Origin of the sequence: Mycolicibacterium pulveris (assembly GCF_010725725.1) — a bacterium.
Classification (GTDB): domain Bacteria; phylum Actinomycetota; class Actinomycetes; order Mycobacteriales; family Mycobacteriaceae; genus Mycobacterium; species Mycobacterium pulveris.
This window is the reverse complement of the sequence record NZ_AP022599.1, coordinates 2954022-2977931: the sequence shown is the minus strand read 5'-3', so window position 1 is coordinate 2977931 and position 23910 is coordinate 2954022. Positions and strand designations below refer to the sequence as shown.

The window sequence follows — 23910 nt, the reverse complement described above, 5'->3', positions numbered from 1 at the left end:
GTTCGGCCATACCGCAGGTAGAAGGGTTTAGATTGCGCCCCGGATGGTAAAAACTGTAACGTGTTCTAGTTAGAGGACACAGAACCGGGAGGCCACCGTGAGTACGGAAACCGCAGGAGTCCGTGAGATAGATACCGGCACCTTGCCGGACCGGTACGCGCGCGGCTGGCACTGCCTTGGACCGGTGAAGAACTTCCTGGACGGCAAGCCGCACGGGATCGAGATCTTCGGGACCATGCTCGTGGTGTTCGCCGACTCCAAGGGTGAGCTGCATGTGCTCGACGGCTACTGCAGGCACATGGGCGGCAACCTGGCGCAGGGCACCATCAAGGGCGACGAGGTGGCGTGCCCGTTCCACGACTGGCGCTGGGGCGGCGACGGCAAGTGCAAGCTCGTGCCCTACGCCAAGCGCACCCCGCGACTGGCCCGCACCCGAAGCTGGCACACCGATGTGCGCGGCGGCCTGCTGTTCGTCTGGCACGACCACGAGGGCAATCCGCCGCAGCCCGAGGTGCGCATCCCGGAAATCCCTCAGTACGAGGACCCGAAATGGACGGACTGGAAGTGGAACTCGATTTTGATCGAGGGCGCCAACTGTCGCGACATCATCGACAACGTCACCGACATGGCCCACTTCTTCTACATCCACTTCGGCCTGCCGACGTACTTCAAGAACGTCTTCGAGGGTCACATCGCCTCGCAATACCTGCACAACGTCGGGCGCCCCGACGTCACCGATATGGGCACGAGTTACGGTGAGGCGCACCTGGACTCGGAGGCGTCGTACTTCGGGCCGTCGTTCATGATCAACTGGCTGCACAACACCTACGGTGACTACAAGGCCGAGTCGATCCTGATCAACTGCCACTACCCCGTCACGCAGACGTCGTTCGTGCTGCAGTGGGGCGTCACCGTCGAGAAGCCCAAGGGCCTGGACGATGAGACCACCGAGAAGCTGGCGGCGGCGTTCACCGAAGGCGTCAGCAAGGGCTTCCTGCAGGATGTCGAGATCTGGAAGCACAAGACCCGCATCGAAAACCCGCTCCTGGTCGAGGAGGACGGTGCGGTGTACCAGATGCGCCGGTGGTATCAGCAGTTCTATGTCGACGTCGCCGATGTCACACCGGACATGACGGACCGCTTCGAGATCGAGGTGGACACCACGGTGGCCAACGAGAAGTGGCACCTTGAGGTCGAGGAGAACCTCAAGCGGCAAGCCGAAGAGGAACAGAAGGCCGACCAGAAGTCGTGAGCGACGACCGCCCGGCACCCGACGTCGACCGGCTGGCCCGGGCGATGTTGTTGCTGCACGGCGCGCACGACGATCACGATCATCCCCCCACCGAGGGCGGCGGAACCTGGCCCAAGGCACGGGTTTTCGATGCTGAGCGGGCCGCGGCGCTGCGGGAGGCCACCGCGCGGGACCGCGACCGGTACCTCACCGCGGGGCTGGTATCGATCGATTGCCGGTTCTGCCATGTCACGGTTGACGTGAAGAAACTCGGCCCGGCGCACACCGCGGTGCAGTGGAACACCGAGGCCACGCAACGGTGCGCGTACTTCGCCGAGATCCGGGAGTCCGGCGGTGACCCGGCCCGGGTGCCGTCCTGTCCGAGGCTGGCCGACAGCATCAAACACGCCGTCGCCGAGGGGTGTTTGGAGGAGGTCTCGTCGGCCCCTCCCCCCGGCGACGGCTGAGCGCCCAAAAGGGGCAAGCGGGCGGGAAAGTGCGAGTAGATCGCGCCGAAACGTTGATCTCGGCGCGAGGCGACTCCGGTCTCAACACGAGGCGTGGCCGGCACAGCGTCCTTAGACTGCGGCATATGGGTGCACGGACCGTGGTGCTACTGGCGGGCTTGGCCCTCGCCGCCTGCACGCGGGTCACCGACACACCGCAGCCGCAGCCGGTCGCGCCGGTCGCGCCGATCACCGCGGGTCAAGTCCGCGACTTGCTGAGCAAGAAGGTCGACGACACCGACGGCAACCTGTTCACCACTGTCGATCCCGACCGGTGCAGCGGTGTTGCCCGAGAGGTGGACCCGCCGTTCCTCGTCGAGTTCGACCCGGCGGCGATCGACGGCGGGCACTGGACGGTGCATGACGGCAGCCCCGTGTATGTCGAGGAACTGGTCGCCGTCTACCGTGCCGACTACTCCGCGCCAGATGCGCTGTCGCGGGCCAAACGCACCCTCGAGGGGTGCCGCGACACCCCCTTCACTGTCACCGACATGAACGGCCGCACATATCATTTCGGGTTGCTTCCCGAGAAGCCGTCCGGCTCACCGGACATCGTGCTGTGGTCTTTCGAAGCCGCCGACTGGGCGTGCGACAACGCGTTGGTGGCCGCCCATAACGCCGCTGTCGTGATCGCCACCTGCGGGCCGGCCGGTGGACTCGACGTGGCGGGGCTGGCCCAGGATGCGTTGCAACGCATCGAAACGCTGGCCAACACCACCGCCTGACCCGCGAGCAGACGTTAACACCCCCAAACTAAGGCCCGGGAGGGGGTTTTGGCGTCTGCTCGGCAAGAAGTTACAGGCCCTCGAACTGTTCCTTGACCTGCTCGGCGGTCAACCCGTAGTCGGCCAGCGAGTACGTGTGCTTGGGGGCGCGCGGGCCCTCTTGGCTTTCGGCGTGGCGCCGCTGCACCGCCTCGCGCGCCGCGGCGGTGAACTCGATGCCGAAGTGCCGGTAGATACCCTCGACGGTGCCGACCGGGTCGTTGACGAACTCGATGTAGTCCAGGTCGTAGAACTGTGCGGGATCATGCTCGGCACGAACGGTGCTGAACCGCCGCAACCCTCGCGACCAGGTTTCCATCGCGTCTTCGCCGATCCGGGCGCCGACAAACGAGTTCGACCAACCCGCCGTGGTGTGCTGCGACAGCGAGCACATCGACGCCATGATGGTCTCGGCAGGCCGGTGACACTGCACGATCAGCGCGTCGGGGTAGGTCTCGAACAACGCGTCGAGCGCGAACAGGTGGCTGGGATTCTTGAGCACCCAGCGCTTTTCGGGATCGTTGAGGCCGATCAGCTGCAGGTTGCGCCGATGCCGCTGATAGGGCTTGGTCCAATCCTGCTTTGCCAGCCACTGCGAGTACGTCGGCACATGCGCCAACGTCTCATACGACACCGAGTGCAGCGACTGCCGCAGCAGCTGCCAGCACTCCTCGACCTCGTCGGCGGTCATGTAGTGCAGCCCGGTGTAATCGGGGTTCTCGTCGTGGGCCTTCTTGAATCGGGCATCCAACTCGGCGAATGCCGGGTTGTCCGGCCATGTTTCGCGGGGCGGACGAGGTTGCGGGAACTCCGCGAGCCAGAGTTCCAGGCCCTGGTGCGCCGGGTCGGCGGTGAGTAGCCGGTGGATGGCGGTGGTACCGGTGCGTGGCAGGCCGGTCACGAAGATGGGTCGCTCGATGACGACGTCGGTGTGCTGCGGGTACTGCTTCCATGCCGCCTCCGAGAGCAGCCGCGCGACGAGCGCGTTGCGGACGAAGAACCGCTGCATCTTGCTGCCGAATTCGGTCAGGTCGGCGTCGCGCCGGAACGACTCCAGCAGCACGGCCAGCGCCTCACGGTAGTTGTCGTCATCGGTGCCGAAATCGTCTAGGCCGCACGCCTTGGTCGCCGATGCGTGCAGGTCCTCGACGGTACCAACGTCGGTGCGTGCCATCAGGCTTTGTACTCCCCGCAGTTGACGTCCAGTGCCTGGCCGGTGATACCGCTGGCCAGGTCGCTGGCCATGAACAGGATCGCCGAGGCCACCTCGTCCTCGGTCGGCAGCCGTTTGAGGTCCGATGCGGCAGCGGTCGCGTTGTAGATCTCCTCGACCGTGGTGCCGTATTTGCCTGCCTGGTGGTTGAAGTAAGCCTCCAGCGTGCCGCCCCAGATATAGCCGGGCAGAACCGAGTTGACACGGATACCTTGCTCACCGAGCTCGGTGGCCAGCGACTGCGACATCGCCAGGAGCGCGGATTTCGCCATCTTGTACGCGCCGTACTTGGCCTGAGAGTGCCGCACCACCATCGAGTTCACGTTCACCACCGACCCGTTGGCCTCCGCCAGCGCCGGAGTGAATCCCTGGATCAGCCGCAGCGCACCGAACACGGTCAGCTCGATCGCGTCGCGCATGTGCTCGAAGGTGGTGTCGGCCAGCGGTTTCATCGACGGCACCCGAAACGCGTTGTTGATCAGCACGTCGACCTTGCCGTAGGCCTTCATCGTCTCCTCGACGAGGTTGTTCACCTGTGCCTCGTCGGTGATGTCGGTGCCGATCGTCACGGCGCGACGACCGATGTCGGCGACCTGCTTGGCGACGTCCTCCAGGCGTTCGACGGTCCTGGCGGCCAGCACCAGGTCGGCGCCGGCCTCGGCGCACCGCCGCGCCAACGTGGTGCCCAACGCGGGTCCCACACCGCTGATGACCACAACCCGGTCCTTCAGGAGTCCTGCCACACTCATCCCACCATCCTGTCGCCGATCTGTTTCTGGCGCAGCGCGATCCGTGCGCGCCAGTCCTCGTCGGAAATCTTGTTCGACTCGTAGAACGGCAGCGCGGCCGCCACCTTGTCGAGGTCGACCACTTCGGCCGTCGGCCCGTCGGCCTCGGTCAGCGCCCGCGACAACCGCTGCCACCGGAACTGCAGATACCCCTTGCGGTGCCCCAACGTCTCACACCAGTTCGTCACGCCCGGATTGCCGTCGGAGACCACGATGCGGACCTTACCGTCGGGATCTGCCTGTGCCTGAGTGCCGTTCAGCGAGGTCTGATGGTTGATGTAGTCCAGCGAGATGTACCACAGGCTGCCCAGCTGGAAGCCGACGTACGGCGCGTCGGAGACCGGCAGCGTGATGACCATCGCCTGATCCGGTGTCAGCTCGAAATGGCCCACCGACGAGTACTGCGTGGCCAGGCCACCCGGCGTGAGCCTCGGCTCGGTCAACGTGTTGACCGGAAGGTTGTTGTAGAACCACTGTGGAAACTGCAGCCACGTCTTGACCCGCTGCACCAACTGCTTGCCCGCGACGGCATAACGCTTTTCGATGGTCTCGCGGGTCAGCGGCGGCGGTGCGGTGCCCACGGTGTCGGTGCGCGCGATGCTGATGTACCCGCGCTGCGCCGACCAGTCGTTGTAGACCTCGCGGATCACCAACTGCGACGGGCTGTTCGGGACCACCCGCCACTCGAAGGTGCCGTCCTCGGCGATGTCGAGTTCGCGGTCGTCGAACGCGGCCTGGCTGGGCGGGACGTTGTCGTCGGTGTACTCTCCGCCGAGCATCTGGAACGCCAGATCGGTTGTGGTGCCGCGCTTTCCGGTCACGATGTACTCGTGATTGGCCTGCACGCGGGTGCCGAAGTACAGCGCGTCGGGATTGTCGAGGCCCATCTTGGTGAACGGCCCCGTGCCCGAATGCAGGAACGGGTGGTCGCGTTCGTAGTCGAACGCCAGGTGCGTGCAGGCGGCGACGCACCCGGCGAGGTATTGCAGGCCCTCGAGGAGGTCGGCTTCGGATTCGATGAAGTGCGCGTCGGCGACCAGCCGCTCGGCCTCGGCGATCGCGTCGATCAGTGGCTGCGAGTACACGCCTCGAAACTAGAACTCGTTCTAACAAGAGTCAATATATCGACCGTCACGGTACAAATATGGAACACGAGGTACGCTGCTGACGTGCCCGCACTTGAGCCGTCCGGCCGCGTATCCCCGCCCACCGACCGGGTGATACGCATCCTGGACTACCTGGCGGATCGCCCCGGCGAGCGCTTCGGCGTCTCGGAGCTGGCGCGTCGGGTGGGGCTTAGCAAGCCGACCTGCCTGGGCATCGTCACCTCGTTGTGCGACGCCGGCTATCTGGTGCGTGACACCGACAAGACCTACCGGCTGGGCCCGTCGCTGATCACGCTGGGGCACCGGGCGCAGGAGTCGATGCGGGTCAGCCCGGCGGCCAGGGACGAGCTACGTCGGCTCTCGGCGCGGTTCGGCGTCACCGCGGCGCTGTCTGGCGTCGTCGACGACCGGATCACCGTGCTGGACCTGGTGGCGCCGGCCGGTGCCCGGCCCGGCGTGGAGGTCGGCCAGAGCTACCCGTTCGCGCCGCCGGTCGGCCTGATGTTCGTGCTGTGGGACGACGAGGCCGCACGCGAGTGGTTGGCCAAGGAGCCGACGCTGTTGTTGCGGAAGCCGTTGCGGACAAACACCGAGCGGCTCGATCGGGTGATCGCGGAGTGCCGCGCCGACGGGTATCTGGTCGAGCGGCTGACCCCCGCGGGACGCCGCCTGTACTCGTTGATGGCGGGCATGTCCGCCGAGCTGCCGGACGAATTGCGGGCACTGCTCGGCGAATTGGTCTCCGACATCGGTGAGCGGGTGTACCTACGCGACGACGACTCCGGGCCTCGCAAGCGCCACGACATCAGCGTGATCTCGGCACCGGTGTACGACCACTACCAACGTCAGGTGATGGTCGCGTCGATGCACATCGGGTCGGCGCTGACCGTCGCCGAGATCACGGCGCGGGCGCGCGCTGTGGTCGCCACCGCGGACGCGGTGACCGCGCAGCTGGGTGGCGTGAAGCCACAGCGACCGAAATCGATTCCTTAGACACGCTTGTGGCGCCGGCTCATCACCGGCGCCACAAGGTCGTCATCGGCTAAGCGTCAGCCAGCGCCTCGGAGATCGGCGTCGGGTTCACCTCGATGCCGCACTGGTTCGAGATTTCCGCCGCCGGCTGGTTGATCGCCTTCAGCTCGGACTCGACCTGCGGGTTCTGCGCGAAATACGCGCGGAACGCCTCGGTCGGCTCGGCCGGCGACTGCGTCGTGATGCGTGTCAACTCGTCATCGGCCTCGGGGTTCGAGGCGAGGTACGTACCGGTCGTCGCCGACACCGTGCTCGAGGTCTCGGCGATTGCGCTCACACTGCAGGTGTGGTCCTGCGCCGGCGCCGGTTGAGCGTTGGCGACCGGTGTGATGATCGCGGCTGACCCGAACGCGAGCAGGCCGCCTGCGAACATGCCGTACAGGCCGCGTCGAACGGTCGTTGCGGACATCTTCATAAACACTCCTTCGGTCTGCGACCTGATGGCCGCTCCCGGAAGGCGTAACCGCTGCCCCGCACGCGCTAAACAACCCCCAGCGCAGGGCGGCGTGTCGGCTTCTCAGTTCGTGCTGGCCAGCGCAAACGGCAGGATCTCGGCCGCCCCGGCCGCTCTGACCAGCCGCGATGCCATCGTCAGCGTCCAGCCCGTATCGGTGACGTCGTCCACCAGCAGCACCGGACCGTCGACCGCAATCGCCGCGGGCGCCGTCCACGCGCCGTGCAGCGCGGCGACGCGGTAGGCGGAGTTGGCGGCCGTCACCGGCCTGCGCTGCGGGACGTATCGCAGCACGCCCAGGTCGGTCAGCCGGCCGAGCCGGGCGAGCTCGCGCGCCAGCGAGGTGATCAGCAGCGGATGGGTGTCCGAATCCAGCGCCAGCACCGCCGTCGGCCGGGTCTCCCAGTCCCACGCGGCCAGCACCGCCACCGCGGCCGAAACCACGTCGTCGGGCACCGTCGCGTCCGGGTCGTCGAGCACCCGTCGCAACCGAGCGCCCCACCCGAGGTCGGTCAGCCGGCCGACGACCCGGCCCGCGGCAGGCCCGTCAGCGATTCGGCCTTTCAGGTCCAACCCGAGCTTGTCCAGCCCGGACGGCCACTGCTTACGCGGCGCCAGCTCGACGCCCGGGCGCATGAGGCGGCGCCTGGTGTCCTCTTCTGCGGTCGTGTCGACGGCGGCCTCGTATCGCGCCCCCGTGCAGTTGTCGCAGCGGCCGCACCGCTCGCCCTCTTTCAACAGCGGGTCGTCGAGTTGCGCGCGCAGGAACGCCATCCGGCACCGGTCGGTGTCCAGATAGTCCAGCATCGCCTGCTGCTCACGCTTGCGCGCCTCGTCGAGCCTGCGGTAGCGCGCTTCGTCGTAGGTCCACTCCTGCCCGGTGCTCACCCAGCCGCCCCTGACGCGTCGCACCGCGCCGTCGACGTCGAGCACCTTGAGCACCATCTCCAGCCGGGTCCGGTTGAGGTCGACGAGCGGCTCCAGCGCCGCCGTTGACTGCGGACGATCCGGGTCTAGCTCACGAATAACCTTGCGCACCAACGTCTCCGGTGGAAAGGCGACCGATGCGAAGTAGCGCCAGACGTCCCGGTCCTCGCGGCCGGGCAAGAGGACGACCTCCGCGTTGGGCGTGGACCGACCGGCGCGCCCCACCTGTTGGTAGTACGCGATCGGCGACGACGGGGCACCCAAGTGGACGACGAACCCGAGATCGGGTTTGTCAAAGCCCATGCCGAGCGCCGACGTGGCGATCAGCGCCTTGACCCGGTTGGCCAGCAGGTCGGTCTCGAGTTGTTCGCGTTCAGCCGCTTCCGTCGAGCCGGTGTAGGCCGCCACCGGATGTCCTTGTTCGGCGAGCAGCGCGGCGATGTCGTGCGCCTGCGCGACGGTGAGCGTATACACGATTCCCGAGCCGGGCAGCGAATCCAGGTGTGCGGCAAGCCAAGCCGCGCGTTGCGCCGGGCTGCCCGCCTTGACCACCGACAGCCGCAGCGACTCGCGGTCCAGCCCGCCGCGCAGCACCACGGTCTCGCCGCCGCCCACACCGAGCTGCGCGGCGACGTCCTCGACCACACGGTTGTTGGCGGTGGCGGTGGTGGCCAGCACCGGGATGTCGGCGCCCAGTTCGGCGATCAAGGTACGGATGCGCCGATAGTCGGGCCGGAAATCATGACCCCAGTCCGACACGCAGTGGGCCTCGTCGACGACAACCAGCCCGGCGTCGTGCGCAAGCGCGGGCAGCACCGCATCGCGAAAGTCGGGATTGTTCAACCGTTCTGGGCTGACCAGCATTACATCGAGCTCACCGCGGGTGACCCGGCGATGGATGTCGTCCCACTCGGCGACGTTGCTCGAGTTGATCGTCGCGGCGTGCACGCCGGCCCGGTCGGCCGCGGCCACCTGGTTGCGCATCAACGCCAGCAGCGGGGACACGATCACCGTCGGGCCGTGCCCGGCACCCCGCAGCAGCTTGGCGGCGATGAAGTAGACGGCGGACTTGCCCCAGCCGGTGCGCTGCACGACGAGCGCCCTCCGCCGGTCCACCACCAGCGCCTCGATCGCGGTCCATTGATCGTCGCGCAGCACCGCTTGCGGACCGGCCAACTGTTCGAGGATCGCCTGGGCCTGGTCGCGGGTCATCATCCAATCAACGCCGAACGTGGGTTACCCGCACGCAAGAGCGGTGTTTGGCGTGACGGTAACCCACGTTCGCGAGGCTACTTGGCGGCGGCCTTCGCCGCCTCTTGTTCGCGCTTGATCTCCAGCGCAATGTCGATGAGCTGGTCTTCCTGCCCGCCGATCAGCTTGCGCTGGCCCGCCCGATGCAGCAGCTGATGCGCGGGCACGCCGTAGCGCTCGGACTGGCGGATGGCGTGCTTGAGGAAGCTGGAGTACACCCCGGAGTAACCCATGATCAGCGCGTTGCGGTCCAGCAGGCACTCGGCGGGCATCGCGGGCGCGACCACCTCCTCGGCGGCATCGGCGATGTCGAAGAAGTCGATGCCGGTCTTGACGCCGATCTTGTCGAACACCCCGATCAGCGCCTCGACGGGCGCGTTGCCCGCGCCGGCGCCGAACCGGCGGCACGAGCCGTCGATCTGCTTGGCACCCGCACGCACGGCCTCGATCGAGTTGGCCACACCGAGGCCGAGGTTCTCGTGGCCGTGAAAACCGACCTGCGCGTCGTCACCGAGCTCGGCGACCAAGGCCTGCACCCGGTCACGCACGCCCTCGAGCACCAGCGCACCGGCGGAGTCGACGACGTAGACGCACTGGCAGCCGGCGTCGGCCATGATCCGGGCCTGCTCGGCCAGCTTCTCCGGCGGGATGGTGTGGCTCATCATCAGGAAGCCGACCGTCTCGAGCCCGAGTTCGCGGGCCAGCCCGAAGTGCTGTATCGACACGTCGGCCTCGGTGCAGTGGGTGGCGATGCGGCAGATCGAGCCGCCGTTGTTCTGCGCCTCCTTGATGTCCTCCTTGGTGCCCACCCCCGGCAGCATCAGGAACGCGATCTTGGATTCCTTGGCCGTCTCGGCGGCGAGCTTGATCAGCTCCTGCTCGGGCGTCTTGGAGAAGCCGTAGTTGAAGCTGGATCCGCCGAGCCCGTCGCCGTGGGTCACCTCGATGACGGGCACCCCGGCAGCGTCCAGCGCGGAGACGATCGCGTGCACTTCGTCCTTGGTGAACTGGTGGCGTTTGTGGTGGCTGCCGTCGCGCAGGGACGTGTCGGTCATCCGGACGTCCCAGATCGAGTTGAAGTAGATCTCGTCGGTGACGCTCATGCTTGGCCTCCCTTTGATGAGGCGAGGGATGCCCCGGCCTTTTCCTTGGCGATCTCCTCGCCCACCTTGGCCGCCGCCGCGGTCATGATGTCCAGGTTTCCAGCGTAGGGCGGCAGATAGTCGCCCGCACCCTCCACCTCGATGAACGTCGTGACGACGTGGTTGCCGCCGTTGACCACCGACGGTTCGTCGAACTGCGGCTCGTTGAGCAGCCGATATCCGGGCACGTAGGTCTGCACCTCGGCGACGACGTCCTTGATCGACTGGGTGATCGCGGCGTGGTCGGCGTCCTCCGGAATCGCACAGAAGATGGTGTCGCGCATGATCATCGGCGGCTCGGCCGGGTTGAGGATGATGATGGCCTTGCCCCGCTTCGCGCCGCCGATCACCTCCACCCCGGCGCTGGTGGTCTTGGTGAACTCATCGATGTTGGCGCGGGTTCCCGGGCCGGCCGAGGCCGACGACACCGACGCGACGATCTCGGCGTAGGGCACTCCGCCTTTGTCGACGAGCGCGCGGGAGACCGCGTACACGATCGGGATCGTCGCCTGCCCCCCGCAGGTGACCATGTTGACGTTGGGCGCGTCGAGGTGTTCGTGCAGGTTGGCCGGTGGGATGACGCCGGGTCCGATCGCCGCGGGCGTGAGGTCGATCGCGCGGATGCCGGCCTCCGCATACTTCGGCGCCGCGTCGCGGTGCACGTAGGCGCTGGTGGCCTCGAAGACCATGTCGGGCTTCTCGCTCTGCGCCAGCAGCCAGTCCACGCCTTCGTGCGACGTTTCCAGCCCGAGCTTGCGGGCGCGCGCCAGGCCCTCACTCTCCGGGTCGATGCCGATCATCCACCGCGGCTCCAACCACTCCGAGCGCAACAGCTTGTAGAGCAGGTCGGTGCTGATGTTGCCCGACCCGACGATCGCGACCGAAACCTTGTTCGGCATAACTAGCTCCTCGACTATTCGAAATTCAAACGCACCGAGCCCAGCCCGGCGAAATCGGCGACATATTCGGCACCCGGCGTGGCGTCGAACGCCTTGGTACACGACCCGGGCAACACGATGTCGCCCGCCTTGAGCCGGACACCGAAGCTCTCCACCTTGCGCGCCAACCACGCCACCGCCGTCACCGGGTTGCCCAGCACCGCGTCGCTGCGGCCCTTGGCCACCACCTCGCCGTTGCGGGTCAGCACGGCGTCGATCGCGGTGATGTCGATGTCCTTGGGTGAGACCCGGTTCTCCCCGAGCACCCAGCCCGCCGAGGACGCGTTGTCGGCGATGGTGTCGCAGAGCTTGATCTTCCAGTCCCTGATCCGGGTGTCGATCAACTCGATGGCGGGCGCGAACGCCTCCGTGGCGGCCAGCACGTCGGCCTCTGTGCAGTCGGCGCCGGGCAGGTCGTCGGCCAGGATGAAACCCACCTCGACCTCGACCCGCGGATAGAGATAGTCGGCGGACCTCACCGGCTTGTCCTCGAACACCTGCATCACATCGAGGAGGTGCCCGTAATCGGGTTCATCGACGTTCATCATCTGCTGCATCGCCTTCGACGACAGCCCGACCTTGTGGCCGATGACCTTGGCGCCTTCGGCGACCTTCTGCCGAATGTTGATCAGCTGGATCTCGTAGGCATCAACGACGTCGATGTCGGGATGGCCGTCGGTCAGCGGGGAGATCGGAACTCGGCTGCGCTCGGCCTGGGCCAGATCGGCGGCCAGCCGTTCGCGGACCTCGGAACTGAGCATCTGGGTGAAGTCCCCTCGTTTCGTCGACCGGCGCAGTTGTAGGTCGGCCGGGCAATTCTATAACGTGTTCTACATGACCGGACAGGAGTATGACGTCGTCGTGGTGGGCAGCGGCGCCGCCGGCATGGTCGCCGCCCTCACCGCAGCTCACCAGGGACTCTCGACGATAGTCGTTGAGAAGGCCGCACACTACGGCGGTTCCACTGCGCGGTCAGGCGGCGGTGTGTGGATCCCGAACAACGAGGTGCTCAAGCGCGACGGCGTCAAGGACACTGCCGACGCCGCGCGCAAGTATCTGCACACGATCATCGGTGACGTCGTACCCGCCGAGAAGATCGACACCTATCTCGAGCGCGGCCCGGAAATGCTGTCCTTCGTGCTCAAGCACTCGCCGCTGAAGCTGTGCTGGGTACCCGGCTACTCCGACTACTATCCCGAGGTTCCCGGCGGCAAGCCCACCGGACGCTCCGTGGAACCCAAGCCGTTCAACGCCAACAAGCTGGGACCCGACCTGCCCGGTCTGGAGCCGCCCTACGGCAAGGTTCCGATGAACATGGTCGTCATGCAGCAGGACTACGTCCGGCTCAACCAACTCAAGCGCCACCCGCGCGGACTGCTACGCAGCCTGAAGGTCGGTGTCCGCGCCACCTGGGGCAAGGTCACCGGCAAGAACCTGGTCGGCATGGGACGCGCGCTGATCGGGCCGCTGCGCATCGGGTTGCGAGAGGCAGGAGTTCCGGTCCGTCTCAACACCGCGTTGACCGACCTCTACGTCGAGGACGGCGTGGTGCGCGGAATCTACGTGGTTGATGCACGGAACACCGCTGCGTCGGAATCCACTGAGCCAGAACTGATCCGGGCTCGGCGCGCCGTGATCCTCGGCTCGGGCGGTTTCGAGCACAACGAGCAGATGCGGGTGAAGTACCAGCGTGCGCCGATCAGCACCGAGTGGACGGTGGGCGCGAAGGCCAACACCGGCGACGGCATCCTCGCCGCCGAGAAGCTCGGCGCCGCACTCGACATCATGGAGGACGCCTGGTGGGGCCCGACCGTGCCGCTGGTCGGAGCGCCGTGGTTCGCGCTGTCGGAGCGCAATTCGCCGGGTTCGATCATCGTGAACATGGCCGGCAAACGGTTCATGAACGAATCCATGCCGTATGTGGAGGCCTGCCACCACATGTACGGCGGAAAGTACGGACAGGGACCAGGGCCGGGTGAGAACATCCCGGCCTGGCTGGTGTTCGACCAGCAGTACCGCGACCGCTACATCTTCGCCGGATTGCAGCCCGGACAACGTATCCCGAAGAAGTGGCTGGAGTCCGGCGTCATCATCGCGGCCGACACCCTCGACGAGCTCGCGGCGAAAGCGGGCCTGCCCGTCGATACGTTCAAGGCGACGGTCGAGCGGTTCAACGGCTTCGCCCGCACCGGGGTCGACGAGGACTTCCACCGCGGCGAGAGCGCCTACGACCGCTACTACGGCGACCCGACAAACAAGCCCAACCCCAACCTCGGCGAAATCAGCCATGCGCCGTATTACGCGGCCAAGCTGGTGCCCGGGGATCTGGGCACCAAGGGCGGAATTCGCACCGACGTGCACGGCCGTGCGCTGCGCGACGACGGCTCGGTGATCGAAGGGCTATATGCTGCAGGCAATGTCAGCGCACCGGTGATGGGGCACACCTATCCCGGTCCGGGCGGGACCATCGGCCCGGCGATGACGTTCGGTTACCTTGCAGCACTACATATCGCCGGAGCCGCAAAGCCGGCGACATAGAACACGGGGAAGAACTGATGCCGATCAATCTCGACGAAGCCCTCGGCGCGGAGTTGCCGGCCGCCGAATTCTCCTGGTCCAGCAGCGATGTCCAGCTCTACCAGCTCGCACTCGGCGCGGGAATGGACCCGATGGACAAGCGCGAGTTGCGGTATCTGGTCGACGACACGCCGCAGGTGCTTCCGACGTTCGGCAACGTCGCGCAGAGCTTCCACATGACCGAGCCTCCGGCGGTGCAGTTCCCCGGTATCGACATCGAGCTGTCCAAGGTGCTGCACGCGAGCGAGGCGGTATCGGTGCCCGGCCCGATCCCCCCGTCGGGTACCGGCCGTGCCGTCACGAGGTTCACCGACATCTGGGACAAGGGCAAGGCCGCGGTGATCTGGTCGGAGACGACGGTCACCGCGCCGGATGGCACGTTGCTGTGGACCCAGAAGCGCTCGATCTTCGCCCGCGGCGAGGGCGGCTTCGGCGGCGAGCGGGGACCGTCGACGTCCTCGGAGCCTCCGCAGCGCGCACCCGACTTCGAGCTGACTATTCCGGTGTCGCCGCAGCAGGCTTTGCTTTACCGCATGTGCGGGGATCGCAACCCGCTGCACTCCGATCCGGATTTCGCTGCGGCCGCGGGCTTTCCGAAGCCGATCCTGCACGGCTTGTGCACCTACGGCATGACGTGCAAGGCGATGGTGGACGCGCTGCTCGACGGCGACACCGCCCGGGTGGCACGTTACGGTGCGCGTTTCGCCGGGGTGGTCTTTCCCGGCGAAACGCTGAAGGCGCGCATCTGGAAAGAGGGTGACGGTTTCGTCGGGACGGTCACCGCGCCCCAGCGTGACGATGCGGTGGCACTGGCCGGCGTCGAATTGATCCCGGGCTGACAAGCTCCCGAAATCAGCTTTGCCACTAAGGTTCGAATCCCAAGTCGGCATAGGTGACGCCGATGCCGATGCGGCGTCGAACGTTGCTGAACCTTAGTTCTCCGAACATATCTCGCGTTCGGGCATGCCAGCGGCAGTCCACAAATACCACGCGACCTGCTACTTTCGGTTTGGAAAGACCGTCCCCGCAGGAAGGGGATGCCGAAAATCGGACGACCAGGAGCATCACCTTGACGAAGATGAGCAAGATCACGATCTCGGCAACCGCGACATTCGCTGCGGCCGGAGTCATCGGCTTCCTCGCCGTGCCGGTTGCGGGTGCGGACCCGGAGGCCGAAGCCACCACACAGACACAGACACAGATCCAGGTTCAGACGCTGAACCTGGGCGATCAGGGAAAGTTGGTTGACGGAAACGTCATTCAGGGCTGGACCGTCGACAACCTTCAGCCGAGCAGCGACGCGATTCCCTATGCCGTGCAGGGCACGCTGTGGGAAGCCACCGCCAACGATCAAGCTATCCAAGGCGCGGTGACCCCCATCGTCTCGAATTTCAACGCGCGTTCCAGCGACGGTCAGACGTATCGGGCCCTGTTCGGTGTGGCGACTCCGCAAGGGGTCAACCCGGCCACCCTGCCGCAGGGCGAACAGACCACCGGCAAGGTGTATTTCGACGTCACCGGCGCTGAGCCGAACAGCGTGGTGTACAACTCCGGCGGCCAGGATCTGATCGTCTGGGTCCAGGCACCGGAGTCGGCGTCCAGCGGCGCGACCTCGACGTCGTATCCGTCGTCGGGCGCACAGAGCCCGGCCGAGGCCGCACCGGTGCCCGAGGGCACACCCGCCGCACCCGCCGCGATGGGCACCGAGGCGCCCCAGGGCAGCCAGGGCACGCCGCTGCCGGAGGGTACTGAGCCGGTGCCCGCGGAAGGCACGCCGCGGCCCGCGGGCAGCCACGGAACCCCGGTGCCCGCTGGCGACCAGGCGCCGACGCCGGCCACCTACACGCCGGCTCCGACGCCCTGACCTGGACGGCCACCGGCTGTCACGAGTGAGATGACCACCACGCGTACAGCTGCGGGAAGGTCGGTCCCTGCGGGCCGCTGTCGACGGCGCTGACCAGCAGCCGCTCCTCGTCGGTCCAGATCACGGTCGGCTGACCTTCCCGAAGGCCGCAGAACAGCGTGCCGCTGACCTTCTCCGGGGTGGCGTTGCGCCGCCACGGCCCCGGTGACTGGATGTTGCCGGGACAGACCACCTGGGTCGCGGCCTGCATCGCGGTGGTGAACGCGGCGTCGAGCGCCGCCCTGTCGCCGACCAGCGTGTAGACCGCCGACAGCGGACCGTCCGGATCAACGTTATTGGCGCAATTGGCCTGTACCAGAACGCTTTCCGGCGGATCCGCCGGTTCGCACGAGCCGGGCGGGTAGCCGGGTGGAAGCATCTGCATCAGCCGCGCCTCGTCCTCGGCGCGCGGTGACGGCGACGGCGACGACGCCGGCGGTGGTGTCGTCGAGGCCGGTGCCGGCGGCGGCACTGGAGTGGGCGCGGGTTCCGGCGTCGGCCGCATCAGCCAGTACGCCAGCCCGCCCACGACGGCGACGACGATGACGGCTGCCCCCGCGGTCAGCACCGACCTGGGTACCGAGCGTGGCTGCACCGGCCGTGGCGTCACGGTGACCGGGACGTCGTACCGGCGCGTCCCGCTGTCGTGCTCGTCGCGCTCCGGGTCAGACGACGGGCCCGGCGGCTGAGACGAACTCACGGGTTCCGAGAGTAATGGCCCGTGGCGTGTCAGCCCAGGATCAGCCCCGATGTCGGCACCCCGGTGCCCGCGGTGACCAGCACGTGCTCGACGTTCGGCACGGGGTTGACCGACGTTCCGCGCAGCTGCCGGACGGCTTCGGCGATTCCGTTCATGCCGTGGATGTAGGCCTCACCCAGCTGCCCGCCGTGGGTGTTGATCGGCAGCCGTCCGCCGATCTCGATGGCGCCGTCGGCGACGAAGTCCTTCGCGTCGCCCTTGTCGCAGAAACCCAGCTCCTCCAGCTGAATCAGCGTGAACGGCGTGAAATGGTCGTAGAGGACGGCGGTTTGGATGTCGGCCGGCGTCAGGCCCGACTGCGCCCACAACTGCCTGCCCACCAACCCCATTTCGGGCAGCCCGAGCTCAGGGCGGTAATAGCTGACCATCGAGTACTGATCCGGGCTGGACCCCTGCGACGCCGCCTCGATGATCGCCGGCCGGTGCTTGAGGTCCTTGGCCCGCTCGGCGGACGTGACCACCAGCGCCACCCCGCCGTCGGTTTCCTGACAGCAGTCCAGCAGCCGCAGAGGTTCGGCGATCCACCGCGAGTTCTGGTGATCCTCAATGGTGATCGGTTTCTGGTAGAAGTACGCCTTCGGGTTGTTGGCCGCGTGCCTGCGGTCGGCCACCGAAACCGCGCCGAAGTCCCTGCTGGTGGCGCCCGACAAGTGCATGTACCGCCTGGCGATCATCGCCACCTGCGCGGCCGGCGTGGACAAGCCGTGCGGATACGAGAACGAGTTGTCCACACCGGTCGAGTCGGCATTCTCGACCAACCGCATCTGCACCTGACCGAACCGGGTGCCGGAGCGCTCGTTGAAAGCACGGTATGCCACAACGCATTCCGCAACACCGGTCGCCACCGCGATCGCGGCTTGCTGGATCGTCGCGCAGGCAGCACCGCCGCCGTGGTGGATCTTGGAGAAGAACGTCAAATCGCCGATGCCGATGGCGCGCGCGATGGCCACCTCGGTGTTGGAGTCCATCGTGAACGTGACCATGCCGTCGACGTCGGCCGGTGTCAGCCCGGCGTCGTCGAGCGCATCCAGCACAGCCTCAGACGCGAGCCGAAGCTCGCTGCGGCCCGAGTTCTTGGAGAAGTCGGTGGCGCCGATCCCGACGATCGCCGCCTTGCCGGACAACTCGCCGGGCATCAGTTACCCCCTCCGATGGTTAGCGTCGCGGTCGCGATCACATGGTCACCCAGGCTGTTGCTTCCGGTGATCTTCAACGTGATCAGCCCGTCGTCGATCGCGGTGACCTCACCCCGGAACGTCACGGTGTCGTAGGCATACCACGGCACCCCGAGGCGCAGGCCGATCGACTTGATGACCGCGGTGGGGCCGGCCCAGTCGGTGATGTAGCGCTGCACCAGACCCGTGTCGGTGAGGATGTTGACGAAGATGTCCTTGGATCCCTTGGCCTGCGCCTTGTCACGGTCGTGGTGGACATCCTGATAGTCGCGCGTGGCGATCGCCGTCGCCACGATGAACGTCGGATCGCCGTACAGCGACAGCTCGGGCAGCTTGGTGCCCACCTCAACGGTCGGGGTGCTCACGTGTCCGGCTCCCATGCGTACAGTGTCCAGGCCGGGCCTGAAGATCCTTCGGGGAAGTCGATAAACGTTGCGCGGACAGGCATTCCGATCTGCACGGCGGATGGGTCGACATTGCGCAGCTCGCCGAGCATGCGGACGCCTTCTTCGAGTTCGACGAGCGCGATCACGAACGGCAGGGTGCGACCCGGGACCTTCGGCGCATGGTGCACCACGAAGCTGAACACGGTGCCCTTGCCGCTGGCCACCACGTACTCGGTCGGCTTCTCCTTGTCCTGCCACAACGCGGGCACCGGCGGATGCTGCAGCGTGCCGTCGGGACGCTTCTGGATGCGCAGTTCGTGCGCATTGACGCCGTCCCAGAAGAACTTGGTGTCCCGCGACGACGCCGGCCGCATCATCGCGTCGGCGTCCAGGTCGTCCGGCACCCGGGCGGCCGCAGGCGCTGAATCGTCGGCGGCGGGCCGGAACTTCATGATGCGCCACATCATCTCGGCGACAGGTTCGTCACCGACCTGCCAGGTGATCTTCTGCGTGATGAAGAATCCCTCGCCGAGTGCGGTGTTCTTGGGGCCGACGACGTCGGTCAGCTCCGCGGTGACGCTGACCTCCTCGCCGACCCGCAGATACCGGTGATATGTCTGTTCACAGTTGGTTGCGACCACACCGATATAGCCTGCGTCATCGAACAATTCGATGATCTTGCCGAGCGGGTCGTCGTCGGGCCGCACGCCGCCGAGGCCCATCATGGTCCACACCTGGATCATCGCCGGCGGCGCGACCTTGCCGGGGTGGCCGGCGGCCTTGGCCGCAGCGTCGTCGACGTAGATGGGGTTCTTGTCGCCCATCGCGTCGAGCCAATGGTCGATCATCGGCTGGTTGACCGGATGACGGCCGAGCCGTGGCTTGCTCTTACCTTCGGCCTTGACCCGGTCGGCCGCGGCCTTGATGTCCTCGACCGTGCTCACCGCGGCACCCTCGGCACCTTCAGCCCTGCCGCCGCGATCATCTCCCGCATCACCTCGTTGACACCTCCGCCGAACGTGATCACCAAGTTCCGTTTGGTCTGGCTGTCGAGCCATCTCAGCAGCTCCGCGGTGTCCGGATCGGCCGGATCTCCGTACCTGCCGACGATCTCCTCGGCGAGCCGGCCCGCGTACTGGATGCGTTCGGTGCCAAACACTTTGGTGGCAGCCGCATCGGCGACGTCGATGGTCTCACCGGACGCGGCGACCTGCCAATTGAGCAGCTCGTTGATGCGCCACATGGCTTTGAGCTCGCCCAGCGAGCGCTTCACGTCGTCATACTCGAGCGGGGCGACCCCGTTGCTGCCCGGCTTGGACGCCCACGCGTGCACGTGGTCGTAGAGCGAGGCGACCCGGCCGGCGGGCCCCAGCATCACGCGTTCGTTGTTGAGCTGGGTGGTGATGAGCTTCCAGCCGCCGTTCTCCTCGCCGACGAGCATGTCGGCCGGCACCCGAACATCGTTGTAATAGGTGGCGTTGGTGTGGTGCGCACCGTCGGACAGGATCATCGGCGTCCAGGAGTAACCGGGATCCTTGGTGTCGACGATCAGGATCGAAATGCCCTTGTGCTTCACCGCTTCTGGATCCGTACGGCAAGCCAGCCAAATGTAGTCCGCGTCGTGCCCGCCGGTGGTGAAGACCTTCTGCCCGTTGACGATGTACTCGTCGCCCTGCCGCACCGCGCTGGTGCGCAGCGACGCCAGGTCGGTGCCGGCCTCCGGCTCGGTGTAGCCGATCGCGAAGTGCACCTCGCCGGCGAGGATCGCGGGCAGGAACTTCTTCTTCTGCGCCGCCGTGCCGTACTGCTGCAGCGTGGGCCCGACGGTCTGCAGCGTGACCGCGGGCAACGGCACATCGGCGCGCTGGGCCTCGTTGACGAAGATCGACTGCTCGATCGGCCCAAAGCCCAGGCCCCCGAATTCCTTTGGCCAGCCGACGCCGAGCTTGCCATCGGCTCCCATCCGCTTGATGACCGCGCGGTACGCCTTGCCGTGGCGATCCTTCTCCATCTCCTTGGTCTCTTCGGGGGAGATGAGGTTCGCAAAGTACTCGCGCAGTTCGGCCTGCAGCTTCTTCTGTTCGGGTGTCAGGTCGATGTACATGCCTAGCTCCCGTCGCTTCGCTCGCCCAGTGCCGCTCCCACCAAATCGAGCCGGTGCGACGGACCGCCCACCAAGCGCGTGAGGTCTTTGATCGTGGAGTAGTAGCGGTCCATCGGATAGGTGATGTCCATGCCCATGCCGCCGTGCAGGTGGTGACAGAGCTGCATCACCGGCGGCGCCTGAGACGCCAGCCAGTAGCCGAGGACATCGAGATCCTCGTCCGCGTCACGTCCTTCGGCCAGCCGCCACGCCACCGACGTCGCCACCAACGTCAAAGTGCGCGAAGCGATATAGACCTCGGCCAGCTGTGCTGCCACCGTCTGAAACGTTGACAGCGGTTTTCCGAACTGCTCGCGGTTCGCGACGTAGTCCGCGGTCAGCCGCAGCGCACCGGCGACCAGGCCAGAGGCGAACGCGCCGATCGCGGCCAGCGCCAACTGATCGACGCGGCGGGGCTGTGCGCCGTCCAGCACCCCGTCGACCGGCGCATCGGTGAACGTGACGGTGTACTCGTCGCTCCCGTTCGAGGTCGGGGTCTTGGTCACCTCGACGCCCGCGGCCTTCGGCGACACGACGACGACACCGGTGCCGGCGGTCACGATCATCCATTCCGCCTGTCCCGCATAGGGAACGGCGATTTTGGTGCCGTTGAGCCGGTGACCGTCAGCTGATTGCGACAGCACCGTGGCGGGCTGGTCGGGCAGCGGCGCACCGGGTTCGTTGAGCGCCGCCGTCAGCACCGCCCCCTTGGCCACCCCGGCCAGATACCGGTCCTGCTGCTCGTCGGTGGCCAGCTCACGCAGCGGCAGCAGCCCGAAGCCCAGCGTGGCCAATGCGGGGCTGACCGTGCCGTGTCGGCCGATCTCGGTCAGCGCCGTGGCCACCTCGGACAACCCGACACCGTCACCACCGAGGCGCTCGGGCACCGCCAGCGCGGTCACCCCGCCGGCGACCAGGGCATCCCAGCTGTTGTCCCGGTCGAGCACGGAGGTCACCACATCGGCGACAGCCTGCTGCTCCGGGTTGGGCGTGAAATCCACCCGTCCTCCTTATCCGAACGACGCGCAGCGCGCAGGTGATCCGGTTCCGTGCCGATCAGTGCTTGACGGGGCACTCACCGGTGTAGTCAACCTGCCAGTGCTTGATGCCGTTGAGCCACCCCGACTTCAGCCGCTCGGGCTCCCCGATCGGCGTCAGATCGGGCATGTGGTCGGCGATGGCGTTGAAGATCAGGTAGATCGTCATCCGGGCCAGGTTGGCGCCGATGCAGTAATGGGCACCCGTGCCGCCGAAGCCGACGTGCGGGTTCGGGTCGCGCAGGATATTGAACGTGTAGGGATCCTCGAACACGTCTTCGTCGAAGTTCGCCGAGCGGTAGGACATCACCACGCGCTCGCCCTTCTTGATCTTCACCCCGCCCAGTTCGACGTCTTCCAGCGCGGTGCGCTGGAAGGCCGACACCGGGGTGGCCCAGCGCACGATCTCGTCGACGGCGGACTGCGGACGCTCCTTCTTGAACAGCTCCCACTGGTCGGGGTTCTGCGAGAACGCGATCATGCCGTGGGTGATCGAGTTGCGCGTCGTTTCGTTGCCTGCGACCGCCAACATCACCACGAAGAAGCCGAACTCGTCGTCGGTGAGCTTCTCGCCGTCGATGTCGGCCTCGATCAGCTTGGTGACGATGTCCTCGGTCGGGTTCTTGGCACGGTCCTCGGCCATCTTCATCGCGTACTGGATCAACTCGACCGACGACATCGCCGGATCGACGTCGGCGTACTCGGGGTCCTCGCCTGCGGTCATCTCGTTGGACCAGCGGAAGATCTTGTCGCGGTCGTCCTGCGGCACGCCAAGCAACTCGGCGATGGCCTGCAGCGGCAGCTCGCAGGCCACCTGCTCGACGAAGTCACCGCTCTCCAAGGCGGCGGCGGCCTCGGCGATCTTCTGCGCGCGGGCCCGCAGTTCGTCCTCGAGCCGTCCGACCGCGCGGGGCGTGAACCCGCGCGAGATGATCTTGCGCAGCCGGGTGTGCTGCGGCGCGTCCATGTTCAGCAACACGTTGCGCTGCAGGTCGATGGCTTCGCGGGTCATGTCCTTCGGCCACACCGGGATGGCGCCGTTCGGCGAGCTGCCGAAGACGTCGCTGCGCCGCGATACCTCTTTCACCTCGGCGTGCTTGGTGACGATCCAGTAGCCTTTGTCGCCGAACCCGCCGGTGCCCTCCGGCACGTCGACCCAGTGGACGGGCTCGGACTTGCGCAGTTCGGCGAGTTCAGCGACTGGCAGACCCTTGAGGTTCAGCTCTGCGTCGAGGGGATCGAATCCCTTGGGCAGGTTCGGACAAGGCATCCTCGCGCTCCTTCTGCAACGTGTTCTAGTGCCAGTAAAACATGCCTTCTGCGCAGATAAAAGGCAGGTCGGCATCCCCGCTTGTCAGGGTAATGAAACGTGTTCTAACCTGACGGAATGGGTACACCTGTCATCGTTGAAGCCACTCGCAGCCCCATCGGAAAGCGAAACGGGTGGCTATCCGGCTTGCATGCCACGGAACTGCTGGGCGCCACCCAGAAGGCGCTTGTCGAGAAGGCCGGCATCGACGCCGGTGACGTGGAACAGGTCATCGGCGGCTGCGTCACCCAGTTCGGGGAGCAGTCCAACAACATCACCCGGGTGAGTTGGCTGGTGGCCGGGCTGCCCGAGCACGTCGGCGCGGCGACCGTGGACTGCCAGTGCGGCAGCGGTCAGCAGGCCAACGGGCTGATCGCGGGCCTGATCGCCGCCGACGCCATCGACATCGGCATCGCCTGCGGGATCGAGGCGATGAGCCGGGTCGGGCTGGGCGCGAACGCGGGGCCTGACCGCAGCATCCTGCGCCCGGCGTCGTGGGACATCGACCTGCCCGATCAGTTCACCGCGGCCGAGCGGATCGCCAAACGCCGCGGCATCACCCGCGAGGAACTCGATGAGTTCGGTTTCTACTCGCAGGCCAAGGCCAAGCAGGCCTGGGCCGAGGGCCGGTTCGATCGCGAGATCAGCGGCATCGAGGCGCCGGTGCTCGACGAACAGAACCAACCCACGAGCGAGCGCCACGTCGTCACCCGGGACCAGGGTCTTCGCGACACCACGATGGAGGGTCTCGCCGGGCTCAAGACGGTGATCGAGGGCGGTCTGCACACGGCGGGCACGTCGTCGCAGATCTCCGACGGCGCGGCCGCGGTGCTGTGGATGGACGAGACGAAGGCACGCGCGCTCGGGCTGAAGCCCCGCGCGCGCATCGTCAGCCAGGCGTTGGTGGGCGCCGAGCCGTACTACCACCTCGACGGCCCCGTGCAGTCGACCGCCAAGGTGCTGGAAAAGGCCGGGATGAAGATGGGTGACATCGACATCACCGAGATCAACGAGGCCTTCGCGTCGGTCGTGTTGTCCTGGGCGCGGGTGCACAACCCCGACATGGACAAGGTGAACGTCAACGGCGGCGCGATCGCGCTGGGTCACCCGGTGGGCAGCACCGGTAGCCGGCTGATCACCACCGCGCTGCACGAGCTCGAACGCACCGACAAGACCACGGCGCTGATCACGATGTGCGCGGGCGGCGCGCTGTCCACCGGCACGATCATCGAGCGGATCTAGCCTGCCGCTTGGTCGGCGAGCAGACG

At 66.7% G+C, this 23910-nt stretch carries 23 protein-coding genes; 8 read left to right on the top strand and 15 right to left on the bottom strand.

The window, feature by feature from the left end; translation table 11 throughout:
- Nucleotides 1-97: 97 nt before the first annotated feature.
- The 3 genes from G6N28_RS14405 (at nt 98) to G6N28_RS14395 (ending at nt 2462) form a co-directional block, all read left to right on the top strand.
- Nucleotides 98-1252, top strand: a complete 1155-nt coding sequence (locus tag G6N28_RS14405; protein WP_163901313.1) for a 3-ketosteroid-9-alpha-monooxygenase, oxygenase component — start codon at nt 98-100, stop codon at nt 1250-1252.
- Between the two features lie 44 nt (nt 1253-1296).
- Nucleotides 1297-1698: a hypothetical protein gene (locus G6N28_RS14400; RefSeq protein WP_235674768.1), complete on the top strand. Its 402-nt coding sequence runs from the start codon at nt 1297-1299 to the stop codon at nt 1696-1698.
- A 125-nt stretch (nt 1699-1823) separates the two neighbouring features.
- Nucleotides 1824-2462 (top strand): sensor domain-containing protein, encoded by a 639-nt coding sequence (locus G6N28_RS14395; protein WP_163901309.1) that lies wholly within the window; start codon nt 1824-1826, stop codon nt 2460-2462.
- Between the two features lie 70 nt (nt 2463-2532).
- Here the strand turns inward: G6N28_RS14395 and G6N28_RS14390 are convergent, their stop codons facing one another.
- The 3 genes from G6N28_RS14390 to G6N28_RS14380 are packed head-to-tail and all read right to left on the bottom strand — an operon-like array spanning nt 2533 to nt 5587.
- Nucleotides 2533-3675: a sulfotransferase family protein gene (locus G6N28_RS14390; protein ID WP_179962082.1), complete on the bottom strand. Its 1143-nt coding sequence runs from the start codon at nt 3673-3675 to the stop codon at nt 2533-2535.
- Nucleotides 3675-4463, bottom strand: a complete 789-nt coding sequence (locus tag G6N28_RS14385; protein WP_163901307.1) for an SDR family oxidoreductase — start codon at nt 4461-4463, stop codon at nt 3675-3677. The genes G6N28_RS14390 and G6N28_RS14385 overlap by 1 nt, the downstream gene beginning before the upstream one ends.
- Nucleotides 4460-5587, bottom strand: a complete 1128-nt coding sequence (locus tag G6N28_RS14380) for a hypothetical protein (RefSeq protein ID WP_163901305.1) — start codon at nt 5585-5587, stop codon at nt 4460-4462. Before G6N28_RS14380 ends, G6N28_RS14385 begins: the two co-directional genes overlap by 4 nt.
- A gap of 84 nt (nt 5588-5671) precedes the next feature.
- On the opposite strand from G6N28_RS14380, the gene G6N28_RS14375 reads away from it, so the two are divergent.
- On the top strand, nt 5672-6601 hold the full coding sequence (locus G6N28_RS14375) for an IclR family transcriptional regulator (RefSeq protein WP_163901303.1): 930 nt from the start codon (nt 5672-5674) through the stop codon (nt 6599-6601).
- 49 nt (nt 6602-6650) lie between these two features.
- Here G6N28_RS14375 and G6N28_RS14370 read toward each other — a convergent pair whose 3' ends face one another.
- The 5 genes from G6N28_RS14370 to G6N28_RS14350 all read right to left on the bottom strand — a co-directional run bounded on the left by G6N28_RS14370 (nt 6651) and on the right by G6N28_RS14350 (nt 12113).
- The gene (locus G6N28_RS14370; protein WP_235674570.1) at nt 6651-7049 is read right to left on the bottom strand and encodes a hemophore-related protein; all 399 of its coding nucleotides are present in this window, start codon (nt 7047-7049) and stop codon (nt 6651-6653) included.
- Nucleotides 7050-7157: 108 nt separating this feature from the next.
- A complete protein-coding gene (locus G6N28_RS14365; RefSeq protein WP_163901299.1) occupies nt 7158-9236 on the bottom strand; it encodes a RecQ family ATP-dependent DNA helicase in 2079 nt (692 codons plus the stop codon).
- Between the two features lie 74 nt (nt 9237-9310).
- Nucleotides 9311-10375 (bottom strand): 4-hydroxy-2-oxovalerate aldolase, encoded by a 1065-nt coding sequence (gene dmpG, locus G6N28_RS14360; protein WP_163901297.1) that lies wholly within the window; start codon nt 10373-10375, stop codon nt 9311-9313.
- Complete coding sequence (locus G6N28_RS14355; RefSeq protein WP_163901295.1) at nt 10372-11313, bottom strand: acetaldehyde dehydrogenase (acetylating); 942 nt, start codon at nt 11311-11313, stop codon at nt 10372-10374. The genes dmpG and G6N28_RS14355 overlap by 4 nt, the downstream gene beginning before the upstream one ends.
- A 14-nt stretch (nt 11314-11327) precedes the next feature.
- Entirely contained in the window at nt 11328-12113 is a 786-nt protein-coding gene (locus G6N28_RS14350; protein WP_046751838.1) for a 2-keto-4-pentenoate hydratase, read from the bottom strand.
- Nucleotides 12114-12186: 73 nt separating this feature from the next.
- On the opposite strand from G6N28_RS14350, the gene kstD reads away from it, so the two are divergent.
- From kstD to G6N28_RS14335, 3 genes are all read left to right on the top strand, one after another.
- Entirely contained in the window at nt 12187-13890 is a 1704-nt protein-coding gene (gene kstD / locus G6N28_RS14345) for a 3-oxosteroid 1-dehydrogenase (RefSeq protein ID WP_163901293.1), read from the top strand.
- 17 nt (nt 13891-13907) lie between these two features.
- Nucleotides 13908-14768, top strand: coding sequence for an enoyl-CoA hydratase ChsH3 (locus G6N28_RS14340; RefSeq protein ID WP_163901291.1), 861 nt, complete (start codon nt 13908-13910; stop codon nt 14766-14768).
- Between the two features lie 239 nt (nt 14769-15007).
- The gene (locus G6N28_RS14335; RefSeq protein WP_163901289.1) at nt 15008-15793 is read left to right on the top strand and encodes an MPT63 family protein; all 786 of its coding nucleotides are present in this window, start codon (nt 15008-15010) and stop codon (nt 15791-15793) included.
- Between the two features lie 19 nt (nt 15794-15812).
- Here the strand turns inward: G6N28_RS14335 and G6N28_RS14330 are convergent, their stop codons facing one another.
- The 7 genes from G6N28_RS14330 to G6N28_RS14300 are packed head-to-tail and all read right to left on the bottom strand — an operon-like array spanning nt 15813 to nt 22603.
- The gene (locus G6N28_RS14330; RefSeq protein ID WP_163901287.1) at nt 15813-16532 is read right to left on the bottom strand and encodes a hypothetical protein; all 720 of its coding nucleotides are present in this window, start codon (nt 16530-16532) and stop codon (nt 15813-15815) included.
- A 29-nt stretch (nt 16533-16561) separates the two neighbouring features.
- A complete protein-coding gene (locus G6N28_RS14325) occupies nt 16562-17728 on the bottom strand; it encodes a 17-hydroxy-3-oxo-4-pregnene-20-carboxyl-CoA lyase (RefSeq protein ID WP_163901284.1) in 1167 nt (388 codons plus the stop codon).
- Nucleotides 17728-18132 (bottom strand): MaoC family dehydratase, encoded by a 405-nt coding sequence (locus G6N28_RS14320; protein ID WP_308207206.1) that lies wholly within the window; start codon nt 18130-18132, stop codon nt 17728-17730. Before G6N28_RS14320 ends, G6N28_RS14325 begins: the two co-directional genes overlap by 1 nt.
- Nucleotides 18129-19097: a bifunctional MaoC family dehydratase N-terminal/OB-fold nucleic acid binding domain-containing protein gene (locus tag G6N28_RS14315; RefSeq protein WP_179962081.1), complete on the bottom strand. Its 969-nt coding sequence runs from the start codon at nt 19095-19097 to the stop codon at nt 18129-18131. The genes G6N28_RS14320 and G6N28_RS14315 overlap by 4 nt, the downstream gene beginning before the upstream one ends.
- Nucleotides 19094-20257, bottom strand: a complete 1164-nt coding sequence (gene fadE29, locus G6N28_RS14310; protein ID WP_163901278.1) for an acyl-CoA dehydrogenase FadE29 — start codon at nt 20255-20257, stop codon at nt 19094-19096. The genes G6N28_RS14315 and fadE29 overlap by 4 nt, the downstream gene beginning before the upstream one ends.
- A 2-nt stretch (nt 20258-20259) precedes the next feature.
- A complete protein-coding gene (locus G6N28_RS14305) occupies nt 20260-21297 on the bottom strand; it encodes an acyl-CoA dehydrogenase family protein (protein ID WP_163901276.1) in 1038 nt (345 codons plus the stop codon).
- Nucleotides 21298-21352: 55 nt separating this feature from the next.
- Nucleotides 21353-22603, bottom strand: a complete 1251-nt coding sequence (locus G6N28_RS14300; protein WP_163901274.1) for a cytochrome P450 — start codon at nt 22601-22603, stop codon at nt 21353-21355.
- 117 nt (nt 22604-22720) lie between these two features.
- Between G6N28_RS14300 and G6N28_RS14295 the strand changes: the two genes are divergently transcribed.
- Nucleotides 22721-23884, top strand: coding sequence for a steroid 3-ketoacyl-CoA thiolase (locus tag G6N28_RS14295; RefSeq protein WP_163901272.1), 1164 nt, complete (start codon nt 22721-22723; stop codon nt 23882-23884).
- Nucleotides 23885-23910: the final 26 nt, after the last annotated feature.

What these genes read in the sequence shown, in the direction of transcription:
- G6N28_RS14400 (WP_235674768.1), top strand. Translation starts at nt 1,297, where the DNA reads ATGTTGTTGCTGCACGGCGCGCACGACGATCACGATCATCCCCCCACC.
- G6N28_RS14395 (WP_163901309.1), top strand. Translation starts at nt 1,824, where the DNA reads ATGGGTGCACGGACCGTGGTGCTACTGGCGGGCTTGGCCCTCGCCGCC.
- G6N28_RS14390 (WP_179962082.1), bottom strand. Translation starts at nt 3,675, where the DNA reads ATGGCACGCACCGACGTTGGTACCGTCGAGGACCTGCACGCATCGGCG.
- G6N28_RS14385 (WP_163901307.1), bottom strand. Translation starts at nt 4,463, where the DNA reads ATGAGTGTGGCAGGACTCCTGAAGGACCGGGTTGTGGTCATCAGCGGT.
- G6N28_RS14370 (WP_235674570.1), bottom strand. Translation starts at nt 7,049, where the DNA reads ATGTCCGCAACGACCGTTCGACGCGGCCTGTACGGCATGTTCGCAGGC.
- G6N28_RS14365 (WP_163901299.1), bottom strand. Translation starts at nt 9,236, where the DNA reads ATGATGACCCGCGACCAGGCCCAGGCGATCCTCGAACAGTTGGCCGGT.
- dmpG (WP_163901297.1), bottom strand. Translation starts at nt 10,375, where the DNA reads ATGAGCGTCACCGACGAGATCTACTTCAACTCGATCTGGGACGTCCGG.
- G6N28_RS14355 (WP_163901295.1), bottom strand. Translation starts at nt 11,313, where the DNA reads ATGCCGAACAAGGTTTCGGTCGCGATCGTCGGGTCGGGCAACATCAGC.
- G6N28_RS14350 (WP_046751838.1), bottom strand. Translation starts at nt 12,113, where the DNA reads ATGCTCAGTTCCGAGGTCCGCGAACGGCTGGCCGCCGATCTGGCCCAG.
- kstD (WP_163901293.1), top strand. Translation starts at nt 12,187, where the DNA reads ATGACCGGACAGGAGTATGACGTCGTCGTGGTGGGCAGCGGCGCCGCC.
- G6N28_RS14340 (WP_163901291.1), top strand. Translation starts at nt 13,908, where the DNA reads ATGCCGATCAATCTCGACGAAGCCCTCGGCGCGGAGTTGCCGGCCGCC.
- G6N28_RS14335 (WP_163901289.1), top strand. Translation starts at nt 15,008, where the DNA reads ATGAGCAAGATCACGATCTCGGCAACCGCGACATTCGCTGCGGCCGGA.
- G6N28_RS14325 (WP_163901284.1), bottom strand. Translation starts at nt 17,728, where the DNA reads ATGCCCGGCGAGTTGTCCGGCAAGGCGGCGATCGTCGGGATCGGCGCC.
- fadE29 (WP_163901278.1), bottom strand. Translation starts at nt 20,257, where the DNA reads ATGTACATCGACCTGACACCCGAACAGAAGAAGCTGCAGGCCGAACTG.
- G6N28_RS14300 (WP_163901274.1), bottom strand. Translation starts at nt 22,603, where the DNA reads ATGCCTTGTCCGAACCTGCCCAAGGGATTCGATCCCCTCGACGCAGAG.
- G6N28_RS14295 (WP_163901272.1), top strand. Translation starts at nt 22,721, where the DNA reads ATGGGTACACCTGTCATCGTTGAAGCCACTCGCAGCCCCATCGGAAAG.